The following is a 21,184-nucleotide window of genomic DNA, read 5'->3' as shown; positions in this document are numbered from 1 at the left end:
GGCCTGCGCTGTACCTGTGGGAGCGGGCTTGCCCCGCGAAGGGGCCGGTACAGGCAAAATCAGACTCTGAAGGCCAGCACCGCTTTGCTCAGCTCATCACCCAGGCTCAGCAGCTGTTCGCCCTGCTCGCGCCCTTCGCCAATGCGCTGCAGATTGTCTTCACCCAATGCATGAATCCGTTCACTGTGCCCGCGAATCTCACTCACGGCACCGCTCTGCTGCGCCGTGACATCGGCAATGCGCACCGCCGTCTCGGCAATCGTGCGGATCGCGCTGACAATTTCATCCAACGCGCCATCGGCAGCCTGTGCCTGCTCAGCGGTGGCTTCGGCATGTTCCAGCTGCGCCCGCATGCCCGCCACCGATCCTCGAGCCGCCTGCTGCAAGCGGTCGATCAAGGCCTGGATTTCACCTGTGGCGCCGGTGGTACGTTGCGCCAGCGAGCGCACTTCATCGGCCACCACGGCAAAGCCGCGGCCCATCTCACCGGCACGGGCGGCTTCGATGGCGGCATTCAATGCCAGCAGATTGGTCTGCTCGGCAATCGAGCGGATCACCGTCAGCACACCGCCGATGGTCGCCGACTCCTCGGCCAGCTGTTCGATCATGCGTGCATTGCCCTGCACTTCGTCGACCAGCGCGCGCAGGCCGGAAAGGCTCTGGCCGATCACCGTCTGGCCTTGCTCCACGGCGCGGCCGGCATCGCGGCTGGCATCGGCGGCTGAGCTGGCGTCACCGGCCACTTGCTGGATGGTCGCTTCCAGCTCGCCCAGGGCGTCGCGGATCTGCCCAGTGTCGCCGGCCTGGCGCTCGGCGCCGTCGTGCAGCGCCGCGCTCATGCCAGCCAGCGCGTGGCTGCTGCCAGCAACCTGCTCGGCGTTGTGGCGGATGGTGCCGACCAGTTCCACCAGGTACTGGCGCAGGCGGTTTAGCGACTCCTGGATGTCGTGCAGCTCGCGGTTGGTCTTGCCCAGCGCGATGGGCGCGGCGAAGTCGCCCTCGGCCCAGCGCGACAGGGCGGGTGCCAAGCCGGTCAGGGTACGGGTGAGGCGCCGCTGCAAGGTGTCGATCAGCAGGGCGATCAGCAGGATCAGGCCGATCATCAACCCCTGCATGATGCGCACTTCACCGGCGATCTTGGCGTGCTGTGCGCGCACCTCGGGCTCCAGGCCGGCGATGGCCTGTTGCACGGCGTCGAGGCGCTGGTTGGCGCTGGCGGCAAGGGCGGTGCGCCGTTCTATCTGTTCACGGGTGCGTTGCAGCTCGGCGGGGTAGCGGTTGAGCAGGCTCTGCAGCTCGCGCTTGAGGCCCACGGCGACGTCTTCCTGCTGCCCGCTGGCCTGGCTTTCCAAGCCCATCATCGCGGCGAAATCGTCGGCGCTCGATTCGGCGGCGCGGGTCACGCCCAACAGTGGCAGGCCGTCGATGACCTGGGCCTGGGCGCGGATCAGCTGCAGTTCGCGTTCGACTTCGTCGGCCAGCTCGGCGCGGCCGCTGCTGACCAGTTTGTCACGGGCCAGCGACAGGCGGCCCAGATGCACGCTGGCGTCGAGCAACGGCAGCAGGTAGCGCGTGGCATCAGCGCTGGCGCTGTCGCGGGCATAGCCGGCCAGTTGTTCGAAGCTGGCGCCCAGCTCGCGCTCGGCTTGCAGCAGCAAGGCCTGCGGGTCGCCGGCGAGCTTGCCGGCGGCCAGCAATTCGTTGGCGGTGAAGGCCTGCAGGGTGCCCAGGCTCGGGCGCAATTTGTCGGCCAGTTCATCTGGCCAGCCCGCCAGCGCCGCCTGCAACTGATTGTTGGCTTCCACTGCAGCCGCGTGACGTAGAGCATCGCCACTGCCGAGGTAGGCTTGGGTGTTGCGTGCAGCTTGGTTCTGGAACTGCTGCGACAGGCCCAGGTAGCGCTCCATCAATTGATAAGGCCGTTCCAGGGCACGCTGCGACCACCACAGGGTCGCGCCCAAGGCGATACACACGGTCACCAGCAACAGGGTGTTGAAATTGGTCAGCCACTTCAGGCGCATAGCCGCGAACTTCCTGCGGGGGAGTGGAGAGGTAGGTGCCTGAAGTTATTGCGGTTTTGTGACGTGGTGATGACGCCAGTGGCTTGGCGTCATAAAAAACTGGCAATGTGCCTTCAGTCGGCTAGGGCTCGACTCGCACCACGCAGTTGCGCCCGGCATGCTTGGCCCGATACAGCGCCTCATCCGCCGCGCTGGCCATGGTCAGCGCATCGAGCGCTTCATCCAGCTGCACCACCCCGGCACTGAAGGTGCATTGCAGATCACCGGGCTGCGCGGGATAGAGTATTTCCGCAAAGCGCCGGCGTATTTCGTCGAGCACCTTGTGCGCGGCCTCCAGCGCGGTGTTGGGCATGACGATGGCGAACTCCTCGCCGCCGTAACGGCCGATGAAATCGGTCTTGCGCAGGCGCTGCTTGAGAAACAGCGCCAGGCTTTTGATCACCCGGTCGCCCATGGGGTGGCCATGGTGGTCGTTGATCTTCTTGAAATGGTCGATGTCGAGCATGGCGAAGCTCAGTGGCTGGCCCTCCCGGCGCGCACGGAAGCTGCAGTCTTCGAGCAGTTGCAGGATATGGGTGTGGTTGTACAGCCCGGTAAGGCTGTCCCGGACCATGCGCGACTTCAGGTGGCGGGCGCGGGCCGCGCGGTTGCGCACCGTGGTGATCAGGTGGCGTGAACGGATCGGCTTGGTCAGGAAGTCGTCGCCGCCTTCGCTCATGGCGTCGAGCTGCTTGTCCAGGTCATCCTCGGCGGACAGGTAGATGATCGGCACGCTGACATAGCGGTCGTTGTGGCGGATCACCTTGGCCAGCTCCGGGCCGGAGCAGCCTGGCATGTACATATCGAGGATGATCAGGTCGGGCTGGAATTCGGCAAGCTCCGCCATGGTGGCGATCGGATCGGTCAGGCTGCGGGTGATCATGCCGGCGCTGCCCAGCACGCGCTCAGCATGCAGGGCCTGGGTGCGCGAGTCGTCGATGATCAACACGCGCAGAGGTTCATGGGCTGCGGTACTGGTGATGGCTTCGAGTTTTTCCAGCAGGCTGGAGGCTTCCAGGGTGCCGGTCAGGAAGGCTTGCCCGCCCGCGCGCACGGCCGCCAGGCGCGTGGGGGTGTCGGTTTCGTGGTGGCTGAAAAACAGCAACGGGATGGCGTGTTCGCGGCCTTGCTGTGCCCGAGCGGCCAACGGCACGCCGCAGCCGGGCCCGGTGAAGTCGACATCCATGACGATGGCCGACGGCAGTTGCTCGGCCACCGATGCCAGGAACGCGTCTGCACCGAACAGCGGTTGAGCGCACAGGCCGAAGAACTCCAGCTGCTGGGCCAGGCGCTCGGCTCGCTCAGGGTCGCGCAGCAGCAGGTACACCGGTTTGCGCGCAGGCCGCAGCGCCACCTGGTCGGGTTGGTCACCCTTGCGCAAGCGGGGTTGCGACAGGCGTTGCAGCAGGTGATCGAGCTCCTGCTTGAGGCGCTCTTGGCTCGGCTCCGCGGCTTGGGTCATGTCCTGACTACTTATTGGTTGGAGGTGCAGGTGCAATGATGGCTCTATGCTAGCAGTTCTTTCCCGGCCTGCGCGTGCGCCGCATCAACAAAGCGTTGAAAACGAATATTCAGTTACTGACCGATTGGTCGCTTATGCGTACGGCGGTGTCTGCTTTATAGTGCAGCAACGCGGGCTTGCCGTGGCACCCTGGCGAATGCCTGTGGTCCAAGCCCCTGAACCGTCGTGACTGATTAAGGACAAAGCCATGCTGGACTGGAAAAACCGCGAGGCCAAAGCCGAGCCCCGTGAGCGTGTCGACGGCCGCGGCGCAGCCGCCCGTAGCTACTTGGGCGGCCTCTGGAGCCGTGCCCTGGGGACCCTGATCGGGTTGTACCTGCTGGTCTGTATCGGCCTGGGTTGGTACTGGAGCCAGGAGCCGGAGCTGTTCCCGGTGCAGCAGAGTGCCCAGGCTGCGGCCGAGCGCAATGGCCAGCAAATGGTGATTGGCTACACCACTATCGAAACCCTCAAGACCGTGGCCAATACCCTGCTGAACAAGCCGGGCGGCTATATTTCCAACGACCGTTTCCCGCCAGGGCTGTGGATGGACAACATGCCGAGCTGGGAATACGGCGTGCTGGTCCAGGTGCGCGACCTGTCCCGCGCGTTGCGCAAGGACTTCGCCCGTTCGCAGTCGCAGTCCACCGAGGACGCCGACCTGGCCAAGGCGGAGCCACGCTTCAACTTCGACAACAAGAGCTGGATCTTGCCGTCGAGCGAATCGGAGTTCGAAGAGGGCATCAAATCGCTGGGCCGCTACCAGACGCGTCTGGCAGCTGGCGACAAGGGTGCGATCTTCTACACCCGTGCCGACAACCTGAACAACTGGCTGGGTGATGTTGCCACGCGCCTGGGTTCGCTGTCGCAACGCCTGTCGGCCAGCGTTGGCCGGGTCAAGCTCAACACCAACCTGAAGACCGAGTCGGTGGTTGCCGGCCAGGCACCGCAGGTTGACGAGGAAGTGGTGGAAACCCCTTGGCTGCAGATCGACAACGTGTTCTACGAAGCCCGTGGCCAGGCCTGGGCGCTGTCGCACCTGCTGCGTGCCATCGAGGTAGACTTCGCCGACGTGCTGGCGAAGAAGAACGCGACCGTCAGCGTGCGCCAGATCATCCGTGAGCTGGAAGCCTCGCAAGAGCCGCTGTGGAGCCCGATGGTGCTCAATGGCAGCGGCTTTGGCATGTGGGCCAACCACTCGCTGGTCATGGCCAACTACATTTCGCGGGCCAACGCTGCGGTGATCGACCTGCGTCAGCTGCTGTCGCAGGGTTGAGCATGACCATCAGCGCCCATGAGGCCGCCCACCGGGCGGCCTCCGACCGCGAACTGGTCGCCTGGGTGGACGACGCCGATCAGGTGCTCGGCGCGCTGCCCAGGGCTGAATTGCGTGAGCGCGGCCTGATCGGACGTTGCACCTTCATCCTGTTGTTCAACGGTGCTGGTGAGCTGTGCGTGCACCGGCGCACGTTGAGCAAGGCGCTGTATCCCGGTTATTGGGATGTGGCCGCAGGCGGAATGGTGGCAGCGGGCGAGGCGTATGCCGATTCGGCCGCTCGGGAGCTGGCCGAGGAGTTGGGGATCGAAGGGGCCGATCTGCGCTTCCATGAGCGGTTTTACTTCGACCAGCCCAATAATCACTTGTGGTGCGCGGTGTATTCGGCGGTGTCCGATGCGCCATTGCGGTTGCAGCCGGAAGAGGTGATCGAGGCCAAGTTCGTCAGCCTTGCCCAGGCCGAGGCAGAGAGCAAGGTGCTGCCCTATTGCCCGGACTCGTTGGCGGCATTGCAGCGGTATAAGGCCAGCCTGCGGTAACGCTGGGTCGTTGGGTCGCAAATCATTCGCAAAATGGCGCATTCCAGTACTTAGCAATTGCCTGATTTATCGTTACACTGCGCGCCCTTTTCGGGCTGTCGCAGGAACCTGCGGCAGTAGCGCCGCCCCTGCCAGAGTGGGGCTTCGCGGTCGGTCTCTGCACAAGGAGCCCGACCAGTTTTTGTCCTCAGCACAGAGGAACAAAAGTGGCCAAGAAAGCTTCTTCCTTTTCCGCCCTTGGCGGTCTCGTGTTTTCCACCGATGCCGGTCGGCACTGCCCCGACTGCAGCCAGCCGGTGGATGCCTGCATCTGTAAGCAGCAAACCATCCCCGAAGGCGACGGTATCGCCCGCGTGCGCCGCGAGAGCAAAGGCCGTGGGGGCAAGACCGTGACCACCGTCACCGGCGTGCCGCTGCCGCCCGACCAGCTCAAGGAGCTGGCCACCACGCTCAAGCGCCGCTGCGGTACAGGCGGTGCTTTGAAAGACGGGGTTATCGAGATCCAGGGCGACCATGTCGAGCTGTTGATCGGCGAGCTGACCAAACAGGGTTTCAAGGCGAAAAAGTCTGGCGGCTGAGGCTGTCGCGCGATTTTTTGCCCAGCGCTTTCTAAACTCGTTCCCGTGGTCAGGGTCTATGCCTGGGCACGGATGAATCGTCATTTTCAGCTTTTACACTCGCTCCGCTGCCTGCGGGGCAGTGTCTTCGACTTATCTATAGGGGACTTGAATGTCCGTACGACGCACACGCAAAGACGATGGTAGCCAGTGGACCGTGGCCGACAGCCGCAGTGTTTATGGTATCCGCCATTGGGGCGCTGGTTACTTCGCCATCAATGAAGCCGGGCGCGTCGAAGTGCGCCCCAACGGCCCCCAGAGCGCCCCGATCGACCTGTTCGAACAGGTCGACGAACTGCGCCAGAGCGGCCTGTCGCTGCCGCTGCTGGTGCGCTTCCCCGACATCCTGCAAGACCGCGTGCGCCAGCTGACGGGTGCGTTCGACGCCAACATCGCGCGCCTGGAGTACCAGAGCCAGTACACCGCGCTGTACCCGATCAAGGTCAACCAGCAGGAAGCGGTGGTGGAAAACATCATCGCCACGCAGAACGTCTCCATCGGCCTGGAAGCGGGCTCCAAGCCTGAGCTGTTGGCGGTGCTGGCACTGGCGCCGAAGGGCGGCACCATCGTCTGCAATGGCTACAAGGACCGCGAGTTCATCCGCCTGGCGCTGATGGGCCAGAAGCTTGGCCACAACGTGTTCATCGTCATCGAGAAAGAGTCCGAAGTGGCGCTGGTGATCGAAGAAGCTGCTGAGCTGAAGGTCAAGCCGCAGGTCGGCCTGCGCGTGCGCCTGTCGTCCCTGGCGTCGAGCAAGTGGGCCGATACCGGTGGCGAGAAATCCAAGTTCGGTTTGTCCGCTGCGCAGCTGATTTCGGTGGTGCAGCGCTTCCGCGACGCTGGCCTGGACCAGGGCATCCGCCTGCTGCACTTCCACATGGGCTCGCAGATCGCCAACCTGGCCGACTACCAGCACGGCTTCAAGGAAGCCATCCGTTACTACGGCGAACTGCGCGCGCTCGGCCTGCCGGTCGACCACATCGACGTCGGCGGTGGCCTGGGTGTCGACTACGACGGCACCCACTCGCGCAACGCCAGTTCGATCAACTACGACATGGACGACTACGCTGGCGTGGTGGTGGGCATGCTCAAGGAGTTCTGCGACGCGCAGGGCCTGCCGCACCCGCACATCTTCTCCGAGAGCGGCCGCTCGCTAACCGCGCACCATGCCATGCTGGTCATTCAGGTCACCGACGTCGAGAAGCACAACGACGACGTGCCTAGCATCGAAAACAAGGAAGCGTTGCCCGAAACCGTGCAATGGTTGGCCGACCTGCTCGGCCCGACCGACATCGAGATGGTCACCGAAACCTACTGGCGTGCCACCCACTACATGGGTGACGTGGCCGCGCAGTATGCCGATGGCAAGCTCACCCTGGCCGAAAAAGCCCTGGCCGAGCAGTGCTACTTCGCCGTGTGCCGCCGCCTGCACAACTCGCTGAAGGCCCGCCAGCGCTCGCATCGCCAAGTGCTGGACGAGCTCAACGACAAGCTGGCCGACAAGTACATCTGCAACTTCTCGGTGTTCCAGAGCCTGCCGGATACCTGGGCCATCGGCCAAGTGCTGCCGATCATCCCGCTGCACCGCCTGGATGAAGAGCCGCTGCGCCGCGCGGTACTGCAGGACCTGACCTGCGACTCCGACGGCAAGATCAACCAGTACGTCGACGAGCAGAGCATCGAGACCAGCATGCCGGTGCATGCCCTCAATGAAGGTGAGGACTACCTGCTGGGCGTGTTCCTGGTCGGCGCGTACCAGGAAATCCTCGGCGACATGCACAACCTGTTTGGTGACACCGACTCGGTGAACATCTACCAGAACGCCGATGGCAGCGTTTATCACGCCGGTATCGAGACCCACGACACCATCGAAGACATGCTGCGCTACGTGCACCTGTCGCCGGAGGAGTTGATGACTCATTACCGCGACAAGGTCGCCAGCGCGAAGATCACGGCGCGTGAGCGGACGCAGTTCCTGGATGCGCTGCGGTTGGGGTTGACCCGGTCTTCTTATCTGTCTTCCTGACCGGTTTTCCAGGTTACAGCGGTGTGTTTACAGACGCCGCTGAACTCTGTGGGAGCGGCTTTAGCCGCGAAGCAAACGACGCGGTGGATGGCACCGGCTTCGCCGGTGTTCGCGGCTGAAGCCGCTCCCTCAGGTTTTTTAGCCGATCCAACCATCCCGCTGCTGCAACCGCCACCCCACCCATCCCAGTGTCACCGCCCGCAACGCCATGAACCCGAGAAACGCCAACCATAACCCATGGTTGCCAAACCCGCTCATGGCCCACGCCACCGGCAGGGCGATCAGCACTGAAACCAGCATCGCATTGCGCATTTCTCGCGCCCGTGTCGCGCCAATGAACAGCCCGTCCAACAAGTAACTCCACACCGCCACCAACGGCAGCACTGCCAGGTACGGCAGGTACGGGTACGCAGCCGCGCGCACGCTGTCGATATCGGTCTGCAGGTCGATGAATAGGTGCCCGCCCAGCAGGAACAACCCGGCAAAGACCATGCTGGTGATCAGCGACCACCCACAGGCCACCACCAGCGAGCGGCGCAAGGTGTCGCGATCACGCGCGCCGATGGCATGACCGCATAGGGCTTCCACGGCATGCGCCAGGCCATCGAGGGCATAGGCGGTGAGCAGCAGTCCGTTGAGCAGCAGGGCATTGGCCGCCACCGTGGCTTCGCCCAGCCGCGCGCCCTGCACGGTAATCAACAGGAACACCAGCTGCAGCGCCAGACTGCGCAGGAAGATATCGCGGTTGACCGCCAGCAGCGGCCGCCAGGCTTGCCAGCGCTTGAGTGCCGCCCAGGCGATGTGGCCGGGGTAGGCGCGCAGGGCCGGACGTGTGAGGGCCAGGCCAAGCAGCGCGGCGCTCCATTCGGCGATCACCGACGCCCGCGCCGAGCCCAGCACCCCCCAGTCAAGGCCCAGTACGAACCATAGATTGAGGGCGATGTTCAGCAGGTTGGTGGTCAGCAGTATGGCCAGCGGCGCGCGGGCGTTCTGCGTGCCTAGAAACCAGCCAACCAGCGCGTAGCTGGCCAATGCTGCGGGCAGGCCGAGCAAGCGGGTGTGAAAGAACGTCTCGGTCGATTGCTGCAGTGCTTCGCTCGGTTGCATCGCGTGCAGCGCCAGCTGGCTGAAGGGCAGGGCAAGCAGGCCGATGAGCACGGCGAAAGCCAGTGCCAGCAGCAAGCCTTGCACCAGTACCTGGCGCAGCGCGGCACCGTCGGCACGCCCGGCGGCCTGGGCGGCGAAGCCGGTGGAGCCCATGCGCAGGAAGCCCATCAGGCCGACCATGAAGGTGAACAGGGTGGCGCCCACGGCCACTGCGCCAAGCTGGTGGGCGTGAGGCAGATGGCCGATCACCGTGCTGTCGACCAGCGCCACCAGCGGCACCGAGATATTGGATAGGATCATCGGCGCCGCTAGCGCCCAGACTTTGCGGTGGGTGAGGCGGTGGCGCCAGTCGGCGGCTAGTTGAGACATGTAGATTCCTGGGTAAAGCGGGGCCGCTGCGCGCCCCATTCGCGGGTCAAGCCCGCTCCCACAGAGTCTTGAGAGCACCAGATTACCTGTGGGAGCGGGCTTGCCCCGCGAATGGGGTGTGCAGCGGCCCTCTGGATCGAATGGAAGCATTGTACCGGCCAGCCTGCGGCCGTTGCGCTATAGTTGCGGCCTCACGTACACGCTGCCAAAGAGTCCCGACTCCATGTTCAACAAAGGATTGTTGCTGGCCTGCGCGCTGGCCCTGCTCAGTGCCTGTGATTCCTCCACGCCGGACAAACCCGCCGCCACCGAGACGCCGGCAGCGAGCGCTGCGGTCGAGGCTCCGGCGCCCAAGCGCGAGGACCCAGCCGTGCTCGCCAAGCGCTACGAGGGCCGCGAGCTCAGTGTGCTGGATGTCTCTGAAGTGCAGCTCGACGGTGCCAGCACCCTGTCGGTCAGCTTCTCCGCGCCGCTGGATGCCAAGCAGGACTTCGCCAGCAAACTGCACCTGGTCGACACCGTCAAAGGCAAGGTCGACGGCGCCTGGGAGCTCTCCGACAATCAGATGGAGCTGCGCCTGCGCCACCTCGAGCCGCAGCGCAAGCTGGTGCTGACCGTCGACAAGGGCCTGCTTGCAGTCAACGGCAAGCAGCTCGACAGCGAATCGGTGACCCGCCTGGAAACCCGCGACATGCAGCCGACCATAGGCTTCGCCAGCCGTGGCTCGCTGCTGCCCACGCGCCTGGCCGAGGGCTTGCCGGTGATTGCTCTGAACGTCGACAAGGTCGATGTCGAGTTCTTCCGGGTCAAGCCGGAGATGCTCTCGACCTTCCTGGTCAACTGGGGGCGCAACAGCAGCCTGTACTACTACCAGTCCAAGGAAACCCTGGCCCTGGCCGACCTGGTCTACAGCGGCCGCTTCGACCTCAACCCGGCGCGCAACACCCGCGAAACGGTGCTATTGCCAATTGCCGGGATCAAGCCGCTGCAGGAGCCCGGTGTCTACCTGGCGGTGATGCGGGCATCCGGCACGTACGACTATTCGCAGCCGGCAACGCTGTTCACCCTCAGCGACATCGGCGTGTCCGCCCATCGCTACCGCGATCGCCTCGATGTGTTCGCCCAGGCGCTGGAGGGTGGCAAGGCGCTGAAGGAGGTGAACCTCGAACTGCATGACGACAAAGGCAAGCTGCTGGCCCAGGCCAAGACCGATGGCCAAGGCCATGCCCAGCTGCCGATCACGGCCAAAGCCGATACCCTGATCGCGACCCAGGGCGTGCATACCACGCTGCTGCGCCTGAATACGGCTGCACTGGACCTGGCCGAATTCGACATCACCGGCCCGCAGGCCAACCCTTTGCAGTTCTTCATTTTCGGCCCGCGTGACCTCTATCGCCCGGGGGAAACGGTTCTGCTCAACGGCCTGCTGCGCGACCAGGATGGCAAGCCGGTGAAGGCCCAGCCGGTCAGCGTCGAAGTGCGGCGGCCGGATGAACAGGTGAGCCGCAAGTTCGTATGGGAGGCCGATGCGAACGGCCTCTATCAATACCAACTGCAATTGGCCACTGAAGCCCCGACGGGGCGCTGGCAGCTGTTGCTGGATCTTGGCGGCGGGCGCAAGCAGGTCTATGAATTCCTCGTCGAAGACTTCCTGCCCGAGCGCCTGGCGCTGGAACTCAAGGGCAGCAGCACGCCACTCTCGCCTGAGGAAACCGCCCAAGTCCAGGTCAAGGGTCGGTACCTCTACGGTGCACCGGCTGCGGGCAACCGCCTGAGTGGCCAAGCTTATGTGCGCCCGCTGCGCGAGGCGGTGCCGGCGTTGCCTGGTTACCAGTTCGGCTCGGTGACCGAGACGGAGCTGAACCAGGACCTGGAGCTGGACGAACTCACCCTCGATCAGGCCGGCAAGACCACAATCGATATCGAAAGCCGTTGGGCCGAAGCCCGTTCGCCACTGCAGCTGACCGTACAGGCTAGCCTGCAGGAATCCGGTGGCCGGCCGATCACCCGGCGCCTCGAACAACCCATCTGGCCCGCCGAGCGCCTGCCCGGATTGCGCGGCTTGTTCGACGGCGAGGAAACCGACAGCGACGGCCCGGTGGAATTCGAATTTCTGGTTGCCGACCGCGACGGCAACAAGCTCGCGGCCAACGGGCTTAAGGTGCGCCTGGTCCGCGAGCGCCGTGACTACTACTGGAATTACTCGCAGGACGACGGCTGGAGCTACAACTACAACGAGAAATTCCTCACCCAAAGCGAGGAAAACATCAGCGTCAAGGCCGGCTCCACCGCCAAGCTGACTTTCCAGGTCGAGTGGGGCCCGTACCGGGTCGAGGTGGAAGACCCTGAGACTGGCCTGGTCTCCAGCGAACGCTTCTGGGCGGGTTATCGCGTCCAGGACAATGCTGAAGGCGGCGCGGTGCGCCCCGACCAGGTCAAGCTGGCGCTGGATAAACCGGCCTACGCCGACGGCTCGACCGCCAAGGTCACGGTGATCCCGCCGGCCGCTGGTACCGGCTACCTGATGATCGAATCCAGCGATGGCCCGTTGTGGTGGCAGGAAATCGACGTGCCGGCCGAGGGCAAAACCTTCGACGTGCAACTGGACAAGCAGTGGGCGCGGCACGACCTGTACATCAGTGCCCTGGTGATCCGCCCGGGTGAGCGCAAGGCCAATGCCACACCCAAGCGCGCAGTGGGCGTACTGCACCTGCCGCTGGGCCGCGCCGAGCGCAAGCTCGCCCTCAGCCTGCAGGCACCGGAGAAGATGCGGCCCAAACAACCGCTGACGGTCAAGTTCAAGGCGGCCAATGCCGACGGCAGCATTCCCAAGCAGGTGCATGTGCTGTTGTCCGCGGTCGACGTGGGCATCCTCAACATCACCGACTTCAAGACCCCAGATCCGTTCGCCAGCCTGTTCGGCCGCAAGGCCTACGGCGCCGACCAGCTGGACATCTACGGCCAGCTGATCGAAGCCGGACAGGGCCGCCTGGCCAGCCTGGCGTTCGGTGGTGATGCGGCCATGGCCAAAGGCGGCAAACGCCCCAACACCACGGTCACCATCGTGGCCCAGCAGAGCGTGCCGGTGACCCTTAACGAACAGGGCGAGGGTGAGGCGACAGTCGATATCCCGGACTTCAACGGTGAACTGCGGCTGATGGCCCAGGCCTGGACCGAGGAGCATTTCGGCATGGCCGAAGGCAAGACGGTGGTGGCCGCGCCGCTGATCGCCGAGCTGTCGGCGCCACGCTTCCTCGCCGGCGGCGACCGCACCAGCCTGGCGCTGGACCTGGCCAACCTGTCTGGCAGCAAACAGCAACTCAGCGTCGATATCACCACCGAGGGTCAGTTGACTCTGGCGGCGAGTGCACGGCAGACCGTTGCCTTGGCCGAGGGCCAGCGCACCACGCTGATGATCCCGGTGCAGGCCCAGGGTGGCTTGGGCCAGGGCAAGGTACATGTGCGGGTCGATGGCCTGCAGTTGCCCGGCGAAAGCGTGAATGCCTTCGAGCGCGAGTGGACCCTGGGCATCCGCCCGGCTTACCCGGCGATGCTCAAGCACTATCGGGTGGCCCTGAAGGACCAGCCGTGGACTTTGCCGGAAGGCGACCTGGCCGCCTTCGAGCCTGCGGGACTGGAAGCCAGCCTGGCGCTGTCGAGCCGCCCGCCACTGAATCTGGCCGAGCAGATCCGCGCCCTTGAAGCCTATCCCTACGGATGCCTGGAGCAGACCACCAGCGGACTCTACCCGTCGTTGTATGCCGACGCCGAAAGCCTCAAGCGCCTGGGTATCAAAGGTGAGCCTGCCGACGTGCGCAAGCGCAAGATCGAAATGGGCATCGAACACCTGCTGGGGATGCAGCGCTACAACGGTGGCTTCGGCCTGTGGAGTTCGGACAGCGAAGAGGAATACTGGCTGACCGCCTATGTCACCGACTTCCTGCTGCGTGCCCGTGACCAAGGGTATGGCGTGCCTGCCGAAGCGCTGAAGAAGGCCAACGAAAGGCTGCTGCGCTACCTGCAGGAGCGCAACCTGATCGAAGTCGACTACAGCGAGAACGCCGAGCACACTCGCTTCGCCGTGCAGGCGTATGCCGCGTTGGTACTGTCGCGCAGCCAGCAGGCGCCGCTGGGCGCTTTGCGCAGCCTGTTCGAACGCCGCGCCGATGCACGCTCTGGCCTGCCGCTGGTGCAACTGGCGGTGGCGCTGGAGAAAATGGGCGACAAGCCGCGTTCGCAGGAGGCGCTGCAGGCGGGTCTGGGCATCAGTCGCAGCAAAGGCTGGATGGCCGATTACGGTAGCAGCCTGCGGGATCAGGCGTTGATCCTGGCGCTGCTGCAGGAGAGCAACTTGGCGGGTAATCAGGTTGATCAGCGCCTGTTCGCCTTGTCCGATGAGCTGGCGGCCAACCGCTGGCTGTCAACCCAGGAGCGTAATGCGCTGTTCCTCGCCGGTCGTGGCCTGCTCGGCAAGCCCGAGGGGCCGTGGAAAGCACGCCTGGACAGCGCGGGTGAGATTCGCGAGTTCAACAATGGCGAGTCTGGCATGAAGCTCGAAGGGCCGTTGCTGGCATCGCCGTTGAGCGTGCAAAACGAAGGCAGCGAAACTGTTTACCAGCAGCTCACGCTTTCGGGCTACCCACGCCAGGCGCCTGCCGCAGGCGGTAACGGTATGGAAATCCGCCGCGAATACCTGGGTACGAATGGCCAGGCCCTGGACCTGCACAACCTGCGCAGCGGTGATCTGGTTTTGGTGCACCTTGCAGTCAAGGGCAGCGACCCTGTCCCGGATGCCTTGGTCGTCGATTTGCTGCCGGCAGGCCTGGAACTGGAAAACCAGAACCTGGCGCAGAGCGCCGCCAGCCTGGACAATGCCAGCAGCGCAGTGAAGCAGTGGCGCGAGTCGATGCAGAACGCCAGCGTGGTGCATCAGGAGTACCGCGATGATCGCTATGTGGCGGCGCTCAAGCTCGACGGCTACGGCACCACCCATCTGTTGTACCTGGCCCGTGCGGTAACCCCGGGTACCTACCGTGTCCCACCGCCGCAGGTCGAGTCGATGTACCGGCCTAACCTTCAGGCGGTGGGCGATGGGCAGGGAGAGATGACGGTGAAGGCGCGTTGACCTCGGGCGGGGTGGTCCGCTGAGTCAGTGGATCACCCAGCTCATCACCCACAACCCCAGCACCAGCCAGATGATCCCGAGGATGATCGAGGCGCGCATGAACGCGCGGATGGCCGAGTACAGCAGCATCAGGCCGACGATGAGGGCGAGGATGCTCACAAGTGAGGTGTCCATGCCCAGGGTGCGCGCCAGGCCATCGATGAAGTTGCCCCCGGCGTTGGCCAACAGGTTGAACAGTCCGCTCAAAGCGTCGACGATGAAGCGGATCAATGAACCCAGTGCCTGGCCAAGCCACTCGAAAAAACCTTCTACATGCATAGTTGCTTCCTGATGTACGAATCGGCGAGGTTGCCGTTCCCAAGCCTTTGGCCATTATCTGGCCAGGTCGGTTCCCGATGCCAAGCTTAGCCCGGCCGCGCACCCGAGCGGGAAGGTTACTGCGCGCCAGTGTCATAACCGTGGTGGTGATGCTCGGCCTGCTGTGGTTGGCTGACCGCCTCTGGCCACTGCCCATGCCCACTGACGATCTCGCGCGGGTGGTGCTGGCCGAAGACGGTACGCCGCTGTGGCGCTTTGCCGATGCCGATGGCGTATGGCGCTATCCAGTCAGCCCGGAACAGGTGTCACCGTTGTACTTGCAGGCGCTGCTGACTTACGAAGACCGCTGGTTCTACCGCCACCCAGGGGTCAATCCCCTGGCGCTGGTGCGTGCGGCCTGGTTGAATCTGCGCGGCGGTCGCGTAGTGTCGGGCGGCAGTACCCTGTCGATGCAGGTGGCACGTTTGCTCGATCCACACGACCGCACCTTGGCCGGCAAACTGCGGCAGCTATGGCGTACGGCACAACTGGAGTGGCACCTGTCCAAGCGCGACATTCTGCAGATCTACCTGAATCGCGCGCCCTTCGGCGGTACTTTGCAGGGTGTAGCAGCCGCCAGCTGGGCCTACCTGGGCAAGTCGCCGATGCACCTGACGCCAGCCGAAGCGGCGCTGCTGGCGGTGTTACCACAAGCACCCAGCCGCTTGCGCCCCGACCGCCACCCGGCGCGTGCGCAGCGTGCCCGCGACAAGGTGCTGCAGCGCCTGGACGAATATCGGGTGTGGCCCGCCCTGCAGATCAAGGAAGCCGGCGAAGAGCCCTTGCTGCTGGCCCCGCGCCAGGAGCCGGCGCTGGCGCCGCTGCTGGCGCGCCGGCTGAACACCGCCAACAGCCCGCCGCTGATCCGCACCACCCTCGATGCCTCGTTGCAGCGGCGCCTGGAAGACCTGTTGCTGGGCTGGCGCGCGCGCCTGCCAGAGCGCACGTCCGCGGCCGTGCTGGTGGTGGACGCGCAAAGCATGGCCGTGCGCGCCTACCTCGGCTCGATCGACCTGGCCGATGAACGCCGCTTCGGCCACGTCGACATGGTCCGTTCGCTGCGCTCACCGGGCTCGACGCTCAAGCCGTTCCTCTATGGCATGGCCCTGGATGACGGCCTGATCCATTCCGAATCGCTGCTGCAGGACGTGCCGCGCCGCTATGGCGACTACCGCCCCGGCAACTTCTCGATGGGCTTCAGCGGCCCGGTGTCGGCCAGCTCGGCGCTGGCCTTGTCGCTCAACTTGCCGGCGGTGCAACTGCTCGAAGCCTACGGCCCCAAGCGTTTCGCCGCGCAGTTGCGCATGGCCGGCATGCCGCTGGCACTGCCGCCCTTGGCCGAGCCCAACCTGTCGTTGATCCTGGGTGGTGCTGGCAGTCGCCTGGAAGACTTGGTCGGGGGTTATGCCGCATTGGCGCGGGGCGGCAACAGCGCTCGCATACGCCTGCAGCCCCAGGACCCCTTGCTGGAGCGGCGTTTGCTGTCGCCGGGCGCGGCGTGGATCATCCGGCGCATTCTCAGCGGTCAGGCACGGCCCGATCGCGACCCGCATGCCGAACTGGTGCAACGCCCGCAACTGGCCTGGAAGACCGGGACCAGCTATGGCTTTCGCGATGCCTGGTCGATCGGCGTCGGGCCGCGCTACCTGATTGGCGTGTGGATCGGCCGCCCCGACGGCACGCCGGTGCCTGGACAGTTCGGCCTGGCCTCGGCGGCGCCGCTGATGCTGCAGGTGCACGACCTGCTGAGTAACCGCGACAGCCAGCGTGGCCTTCCCGTACCGGTCGAGCAGGTGCCCGCCAGTATCGGTGTTGCAGCCATCTGCTGGCCGCTGGGCCAGCCGATGAACCGCCAGGACCCCAACTGCAGGCGCCAGCGCTTCGCCTGGACACTGGATGGCACCACGCCACCGACCCTGCAGGCGGCCGATCAACCGCTTGGGCTGGGTTTGCGCGAGAGCGTCTGGGTCAATGCCCAGGGCCAGCGGGTCGACGGCAGTTGCCCAGGTGCCACATCCCGCGACATCGCCCTCTGGCCGGCGCCGCTGGAGCCCTGGCTGGGTCGCGTGGAGCGGCGTGCCGCACGCTTGCCGGCGGTGGACCCGAGCTGCCCGCCACAGGTGCCGGCCAGTGCACCACCGCTGTCCATCGTTGGCGTGCGCCCCGGTGACAGCCTGCGGCGCCCCGCCACCAGCAGCGAGCCGTTGCAACTGTACGTGTCGGCACTCGGTGGAGGAGGGCGGCGCTGGTGGTTCCTCAATGGTCAGCCGTTGGGCGAGACCGACGGCCAGGAAAGCCTGCTGGTGCGCTTCGACCGCGTCGGGCAGAGCGAGCTGAGCGCACTGGATGAAAGCGGGGAAACCGCGCGGGTGGCATTCCAGGTCAGCGAGTAGCCGTTCGACGTTTGCCGGGGCAGCACCTACGCTTGCTGGTGACGGGTATGACCGGCCGACGCCCCGGCGCCCAAGGGATTGTGGAGCGTCCTATGCGTCCTCTGGTCGTGCCCCTGCTTTTGTTGCTGGCCTGGGCCAGCATGGCCCTTGGCGCGCCGCTGCTGGGCGACACCCGCCTGGTCCTGCACAAAGTGCGCTTCGAGGGTGGCACGGTCTATCCGTTGAGTGAGCTGCGCGAGCATTACCAGCCACTGATTGGCCACACGATCACGATCAATGAGTTGCAGCAGTTTACCGAGCGCCTGACCCAACGTTACCAGCGTGACGGCTACCCCCTGTCGTATGCCTACCTGCCGCCACAGGACCTTGCCGATGGCAGGGCGGAGGTGGTGCTGGTTGAAGGGTACGTTCAGGGCTACGAGTTGCTGGGTGATGTTGGCCCGGCAGCGGGGTTCATTGAGCAGGTGATGGAGCGTTTGCAAGCTGAGCGGCCGCTGACCAGTGAATCGCTGGAGCGCGCCATAGGTCTGGTACAGCGGCTTCCCGGGATTACCGTGCAGGCTGAGTTGGCAGCGGCGCAGGGGCGGGATGAGGCGAACCGCCTCAGGCTTCATGTGCAACGCAAACCGTTCGATGCGGCTTTGGCATTGAATGACGGTAGCCGGGACGATCCAGAGGCGCTATTAACGCTTTCCAGCAATGCCCAGACGCGCTATGCCGAACAGTTGAAAGCGAGTTTCTTGCTACCGCTCGGCGATGATCTTACGCAATTTCAGCGCCTGGATTACAGCCAGTACCTGGACGCGCAGGGTAGCCAATTGTTGTTATCGGCGGCGCGTTTTCGCAGCGAGTCGGGCACCCGCGTTCGGCTGGAAGACGGAACCGATTTGACCGAGCGCCGTAGAGGCGAGCGCTTTTCGCTCGGCCTCGGTCAAGCACTGAGGGTGTCGCCCGATGAGTGGATCAACCTGTCTGGGCGGGTTTATTCGATCACTGAGCATATCCAGTACCGGTCTGGTGCTCTGCGTAACTACGATTCCTATATTCGCGCGTTGTCGTTCGAGGGCGATTGGCGCCAGGCTGCTGCACGTCGCCAGCGCATTGTCAGTGCGGGGGTCTACCAGGGCCTGGACTACCTGGGGGCGCGCAGCGATGCCGACTACGACATGGACTTCATGCGCTTTCGACTGTCTGGCTTGCAGAGCGACCAGCTGTTCGACAACTGGCAGGGCGTTGCCTCTGGGGCGCTGTACTGGAGTGATGACAGGCTCCCTGACAGTGAGCGGGCGGTGTTTGGCGGGCAGCAGTTCGGACGAGGTTACCCCCGTGACCAAGCGGCTGGCGACAAGGGCTGGGGGGTGGCTTACGAACTGAACTACAGCATCCAGCGTGGCGGCCGGTTGATGCAGGTGCAGCCTTATGCCGTGCTCGATGCCGCTGAGGCCTGGTACAACGGCGGGCCTTTCGAAGATTCGCACCTCAGTTCGGTGGCGCTGGGGGTGCGACTGGGCTATGTGGCGCTGGAGGTGGCCAAGCCGCTGGCGGATGTCGCGCTGGATAGTCTCAACCGTGGGCCACGGGTAATGCTGAGCTTCAGCTATCAACTGGAGTGATATGGCTCATGTCCCCTCGGCGACGCATTTTCTGTGGGAGCGGGCTTGCCCGCGAAGCAGCCGCCGCAGTGGATGGCACGCGCTTCGCCTGTGTTCGCGGGCAAGCCCGCTCCCACAGGGAATAGGCGAACTTGATAACTTTGCGCAAGTCAGTGGGTGGTAAACCGCTGATGCACGGGCGATGAAGTGGGCGTCAACGCCAGCGCCAGCTGCGTGCGATTGTGCATATGGGTCAAGCGCAGCACCTGCGAGACATAGAGCTTGACCGTATTCTCGGTAATCCCCAGTTCGCAGGCGATCTGGTAGTTGGTCTTGCCCTTGCTCACCAGCCGGGCCACTTCCAGCTGGCGCGGCGACAGTTTCTCGAACGCTGCGGGCAGGTCGCTTTCGCTTTCTTCGCCATCGCTGGCGCGGCGGTGAACACCTTGGCCACGGGCTTTTTCCAGGTCCTGGTACAGCTCGTCGATGCATCCCGCCAAATCTTGCAGACGCTGGTTGAGGTTGCCCAGGTCCTGAAAGTTGGCTTTGCGCTCCAGCAGCACCTGCTCCTGACGGCGCACGCCTTCGAGCAGTTCGTCGAGGTCCATGGGTTTCTGGTAGTAGTCGGCGAAGCCTTCGCGCAGGGCGCGGATCACGTCCTGCTTCTCCGCACGGCCGGTGAGCATGATCGCTTCGAACATGCGCTGGCGCCCGGCAATTTCCTTCAGCGCGCGGACCAGTTCGATGCCATCGCGCTCGGGCATGTGCAAATCACACAGCACCAGGCCAATCGCCTCATCGGCGACATAGCGTTGAATAGCTTCATCGGTGGAGTGGGCGCGTACGCATGGGTGGCCCTGGCTTTCGAGATATTCACACAGCTGTTCGACGATCAGGGGCTGGTCATCGACCACCAGTACCTTCACTTCTGTGTTTGATTTGTTCACGATCAACTCCCTGTCCTTAAGCGGCCCTGCTCCCGGGCCAGACGCTCTGGCAGCTTAACCATAGACGCTGCTAGCCAGCCTGTACAACTCATGTACAAGTTATCGGACAACCAAATTAATCATTGGATCCATACGGCGGTGAGCAGAAATCCGGCCAGTACGTAGGGAACGAAGGCTTGTTTGTCGCCCATTTCTTCGGTCAGCGCCTGCAGGCGCTTCTTTACCTTGGGGTTGGCCAGGGTCCATAGCCGGCGGCGCGTCAGTAACCACAGCAGCACGCTGACACCGGCGCCAATGAAGGTGCCGAGCACGTATTGCGGGCTGGTTGCCAAGGCTAAAGCACCCATCAGCTTGACGTCGTCGGCGCCAAAGCGGCCGAGCATGTAGCCGGGCAGGGTCAGCAGCATGACGATGGCGAGTGCCCAGCCAGCATCGCTGGCGTCGGCGCCGATCCAACTGTGGCCAGTGACGAACAACCAGACCAGGGCGCCTGAGGCGAAGCCCAAAGTCAGCAAGTCGGCGATCTGGCGTTGGCGGATATCTTGTTCAGCGCACAAGGCAAGCCACATCAAGAGAACAATGCTTTGCATTGGCTGGTCGTCATCCCTATTCGTTGAACACGTCTACCCGTTCAGTCAGGTTTCTCCTTCAGGGTAGACGCGATCTGACGAACGGGCTACGTGACGATCATTTGGCACTGCCTGGCGGATAGTTGCCCAGCACCTGGCTCACGGTCTTCTGGATAGCGCTGTTGCGCTCTTCGGGGCTCGGCGGGTAGTTGTTCATGATCTGTTCGGCACTGCCGCGCCAGACCAACTTGCCGTCGCGGCCGTCGAACATGTCAACCTGGATGGTCGCCACCTTGTAGTCGACGCTGCGGGTCTCGTTGTACATCGGCCCGCCCCAGTAGCCGCCCCAATAGCCACCCCAGCCACCGCCGTAGTTGGTGGTGATCTGCTGCTGGCGCTGCTCGACGATCAGGTAGGCGCGCACCTTGAGGTCTGCCCGCACGTTGCCCTGGGCCGGGCGCAGGCCGCGCTGGTCGAGCTGGTCGGCGACGGCGGCGCGGATGCGCTGCTCGGTGAGGTCGCTCTTGATGCGCGGATCATCCGGGCGGTATTGCAAGCCCGGCTCTTGCCACGCCCAGCTGCGGTAGGCGGCGAAATCGCGGCTGGCGTCGAAATCCTGCTGGACGTTGTTGCTGGAGCAGGCCGCCAGCAATAACGCGAATGACAGTAGAACGAGGCGACGCAACATGATGGTTCTCCGTGAGTT

General features: G+C 64.3%; 14 protein-coding genes. 7 read left to right on the top strand and 7 right to left on the bottom strand.

The window, feature by feature from the left end:
- Positions 1 to 59: 59 nt before the first annotated feature.
- Complete coding sequence (locus ACZ6YA_RS08930) at positions 60 to 839, bottom strand: methyl-accepting chemotaxis protein (protein ID WP_465896934.1); 780 nt, start codon at positions 837 to 839, stop codon at positions 60 to 62.
- A 1,303-nt stretch (positions 840 to 2,142) separates the two neighbouring features.
- Positions 2,143 to 3,522 (bottom strand): diguanylate cyclase, encoded by a 1,380-nt coding sequence (locus ACZ6YA_RS08925; protein WP_465896745.1) that lies wholly within the window; start codon positions 3,520 to 3,522, stop codon positions 2,143 to 2,145.
- A 247-nt stretch (positions 3,523 to 3,769) separates the two neighbouring features.
- On the opposite strand from ACZ6YA_RS08925, the gene ACZ6YA_RS08920 reads away from it, so the two are divergent.
- The 4 genes from ACZ6YA_RS08920 (at position 3,770) to speA (ending at position 8,019) form a co-directional block, all read left to right on the top strand.
- Positions 3,770 to 4,837 carry a DUF2333 family protein gene (locus ACZ6YA_RS08920; RefSeq protein ID WP_465896744.1) on the top strand — a complete coding sequence of 356 codons (1,068 nt, stop codon included), beginning with the start codon at positions 3,770 to 3,772 and terminating at the stop codon, positions 4,835 to 4,837.
- A gap of 2 nt (positions 4,838 to 4,839) precedes the next feature.
- Positions 4,840 to 5,376, top strand: coding sequence for an NUDIX hydrolase (locus ACZ6YA_RS08915; RefSeq protein WP_465896743.1), 537 nt, complete (start codon positions 4,840 to 4,842; stop codon positions 5,374 to 5,376).
- A 206-nt stretch (positions 5,377 to 5,582) separates the two neighbouring features.
- Positions 5,583 to 5,954 carry a translation initiation factor Sui1 gene (locus ACZ6YA_RS08910; protein ID WP_012316399.1) on the top strand — a complete coding sequence of 124 codons (372 nt, stop codon included), beginning with the start codon at positions 5,583 to 5,585 and terminating at the stop codon, positions 5,952 to 5,954.
- Between the two features lie 151 nt (positions 5,955 to 6,105).
- Positions 6,106 to 8,019, top strand: a complete 1,914-nt coding sequence (speA, locus tag ACZ6YA_RS08905) for an arginine decarboxylase (protein ID WP_465896742.1) — start codon at positions 6,106 to 6,108, stop codon at positions 8,017 to 8,019.
- A 138-nt stretch (positions 8,020 to 8,157) separates the two neighbouring features.
- On the opposite strand, the gene ACZ6YA_RS08900 is transcribed toward speA, so the two are convergent.
- Positions 8,158 to 9,495, bottom strand: coding sequence for an MATE family efflux transporter (locus tag ACZ6YA_RS08900; RefSeq protein WP_465896741.1), 1,338 nt, complete (start codon positions 9,493 to 9,495; stop codon positions 8,158 to 8,160).
- Between the two features lie 223 nt (positions 9,496 to 9,718).
- Here ACZ6YA_RS08900 and ACZ6YA_RS08895 point away from each other — a divergent pair, with 223 nt between their 5' ends.
- Positions 9,719 to 14,620, top strand: a complete 4,902-nt coding sequence (locus ACZ6YA_RS08895) for an alpha-2-macroglobulin family protein (RefSeq protein WP_465896740.1) — start codon at positions 9,719 to 9,721, stop codon at positions 14,618 to 14,620.
- Positions 14,621 to 14,644: 24 nt separating this feature from the next.
- Here the strand turns inward: ACZ6YA_RS08895 and ACZ6YA_RS08890 are convergent, their stop codons facing one another.
- Entirely contained in the window at positions 14,645 to 14,938 is a 294-nt protein-coding gene (locus ACZ6YA_RS08890; RefSeq protein WP_054913171.1) for a hypothetical protein, read from the bottom strand.
- Positions 14,939 to 15,015: 77 nt separating this feature from the next.
- Here ACZ6YA_RS08890 and pbpC point away from each other — a divergent pair, with 77 nt between their 5' ends.
- Positions 15,016 to 17,370: a peptidoglycan glycosyltransferase PbpC gene (gene pbpC, locus ACZ6YA_RS08885; RefSeq protein WP_465896739.1), complete on the top strand. Its 2,355-nt coding sequence runs from the start codon at positions 15,016 to 15,018 to the stop codon at positions 17,368 to 17,370.
- A gap of 92 nt (positions 17,371 to 17,462) precedes the next feature.
- Positions 17,463 to 18,983 (top strand): ShlB/FhaC/HecB family hemolysin secretion/activation protein, encoded by a 1,521-nt coding sequence (locus tag ACZ6YA_RS08880; protein WP_465896738.1) that lies wholly within the window; start codon positions 17,463 to 17,465, stop codon positions 18,981 to 18,983.
- A 149-nt stretch (positions 18,984 to 19,132) separates the two neighbouring features.
- Here ACZ6YA_RS08880 and ACZ6YA_RS08875 read toward each other — a convergent pair whose 3' ends face one another.
- From ACZ6YA_RS08875 to ACZ6YA_RS08865, 3 genes are all read right to left on the bottom strand, one after another.
- On the bottom strand, positions 19,133 to 19,915 hold the full coding sequence (locus tag ACZ6YA_RS08875; protein ID WP_465896737.1) for a response regulator: 783 nt from the start codon (positions 19,913 to 19,915) through the stop codon (positions 19,133 to 19,135).
- A gap of 113 nt (positions 19,916 to 20,028) precedes the next feature.
- On the bottom strand, positions 20,029 to 20,499 hold the full coding sequence (locus ACZ6YA_RS08870; protein WP_465896736.1) for an A24 family peptidase: 471 nt from the start codon (positions 20,497 to 20,499) through the stop codon (positions 20,029 to 20,031).
- Between the two features lie 97 nt (positions 20,500 to 20,596).
- Complete coding sequence (locus tag ACZ6YA_RS08865) at positions 20,597 to 21,166, bottom strand: DUF4136 domain-containing protein (RefSeq protein WP_465896735.1); 570 nt, start codon at positions 21,164 to 21,166, stop codon at positions 20,597 to 20,599.
- Positions 21,167 to 21,184 lie beyond the last annotated feature (18 nt).

This window comes from Pseudomonas sp. NPDC090752 (assembly GCF_055584805.1).
Note: the sequence above shows the minus strand (reverse complement) of the source record. Positions and strands in the feature narration are given on the sequence as shown.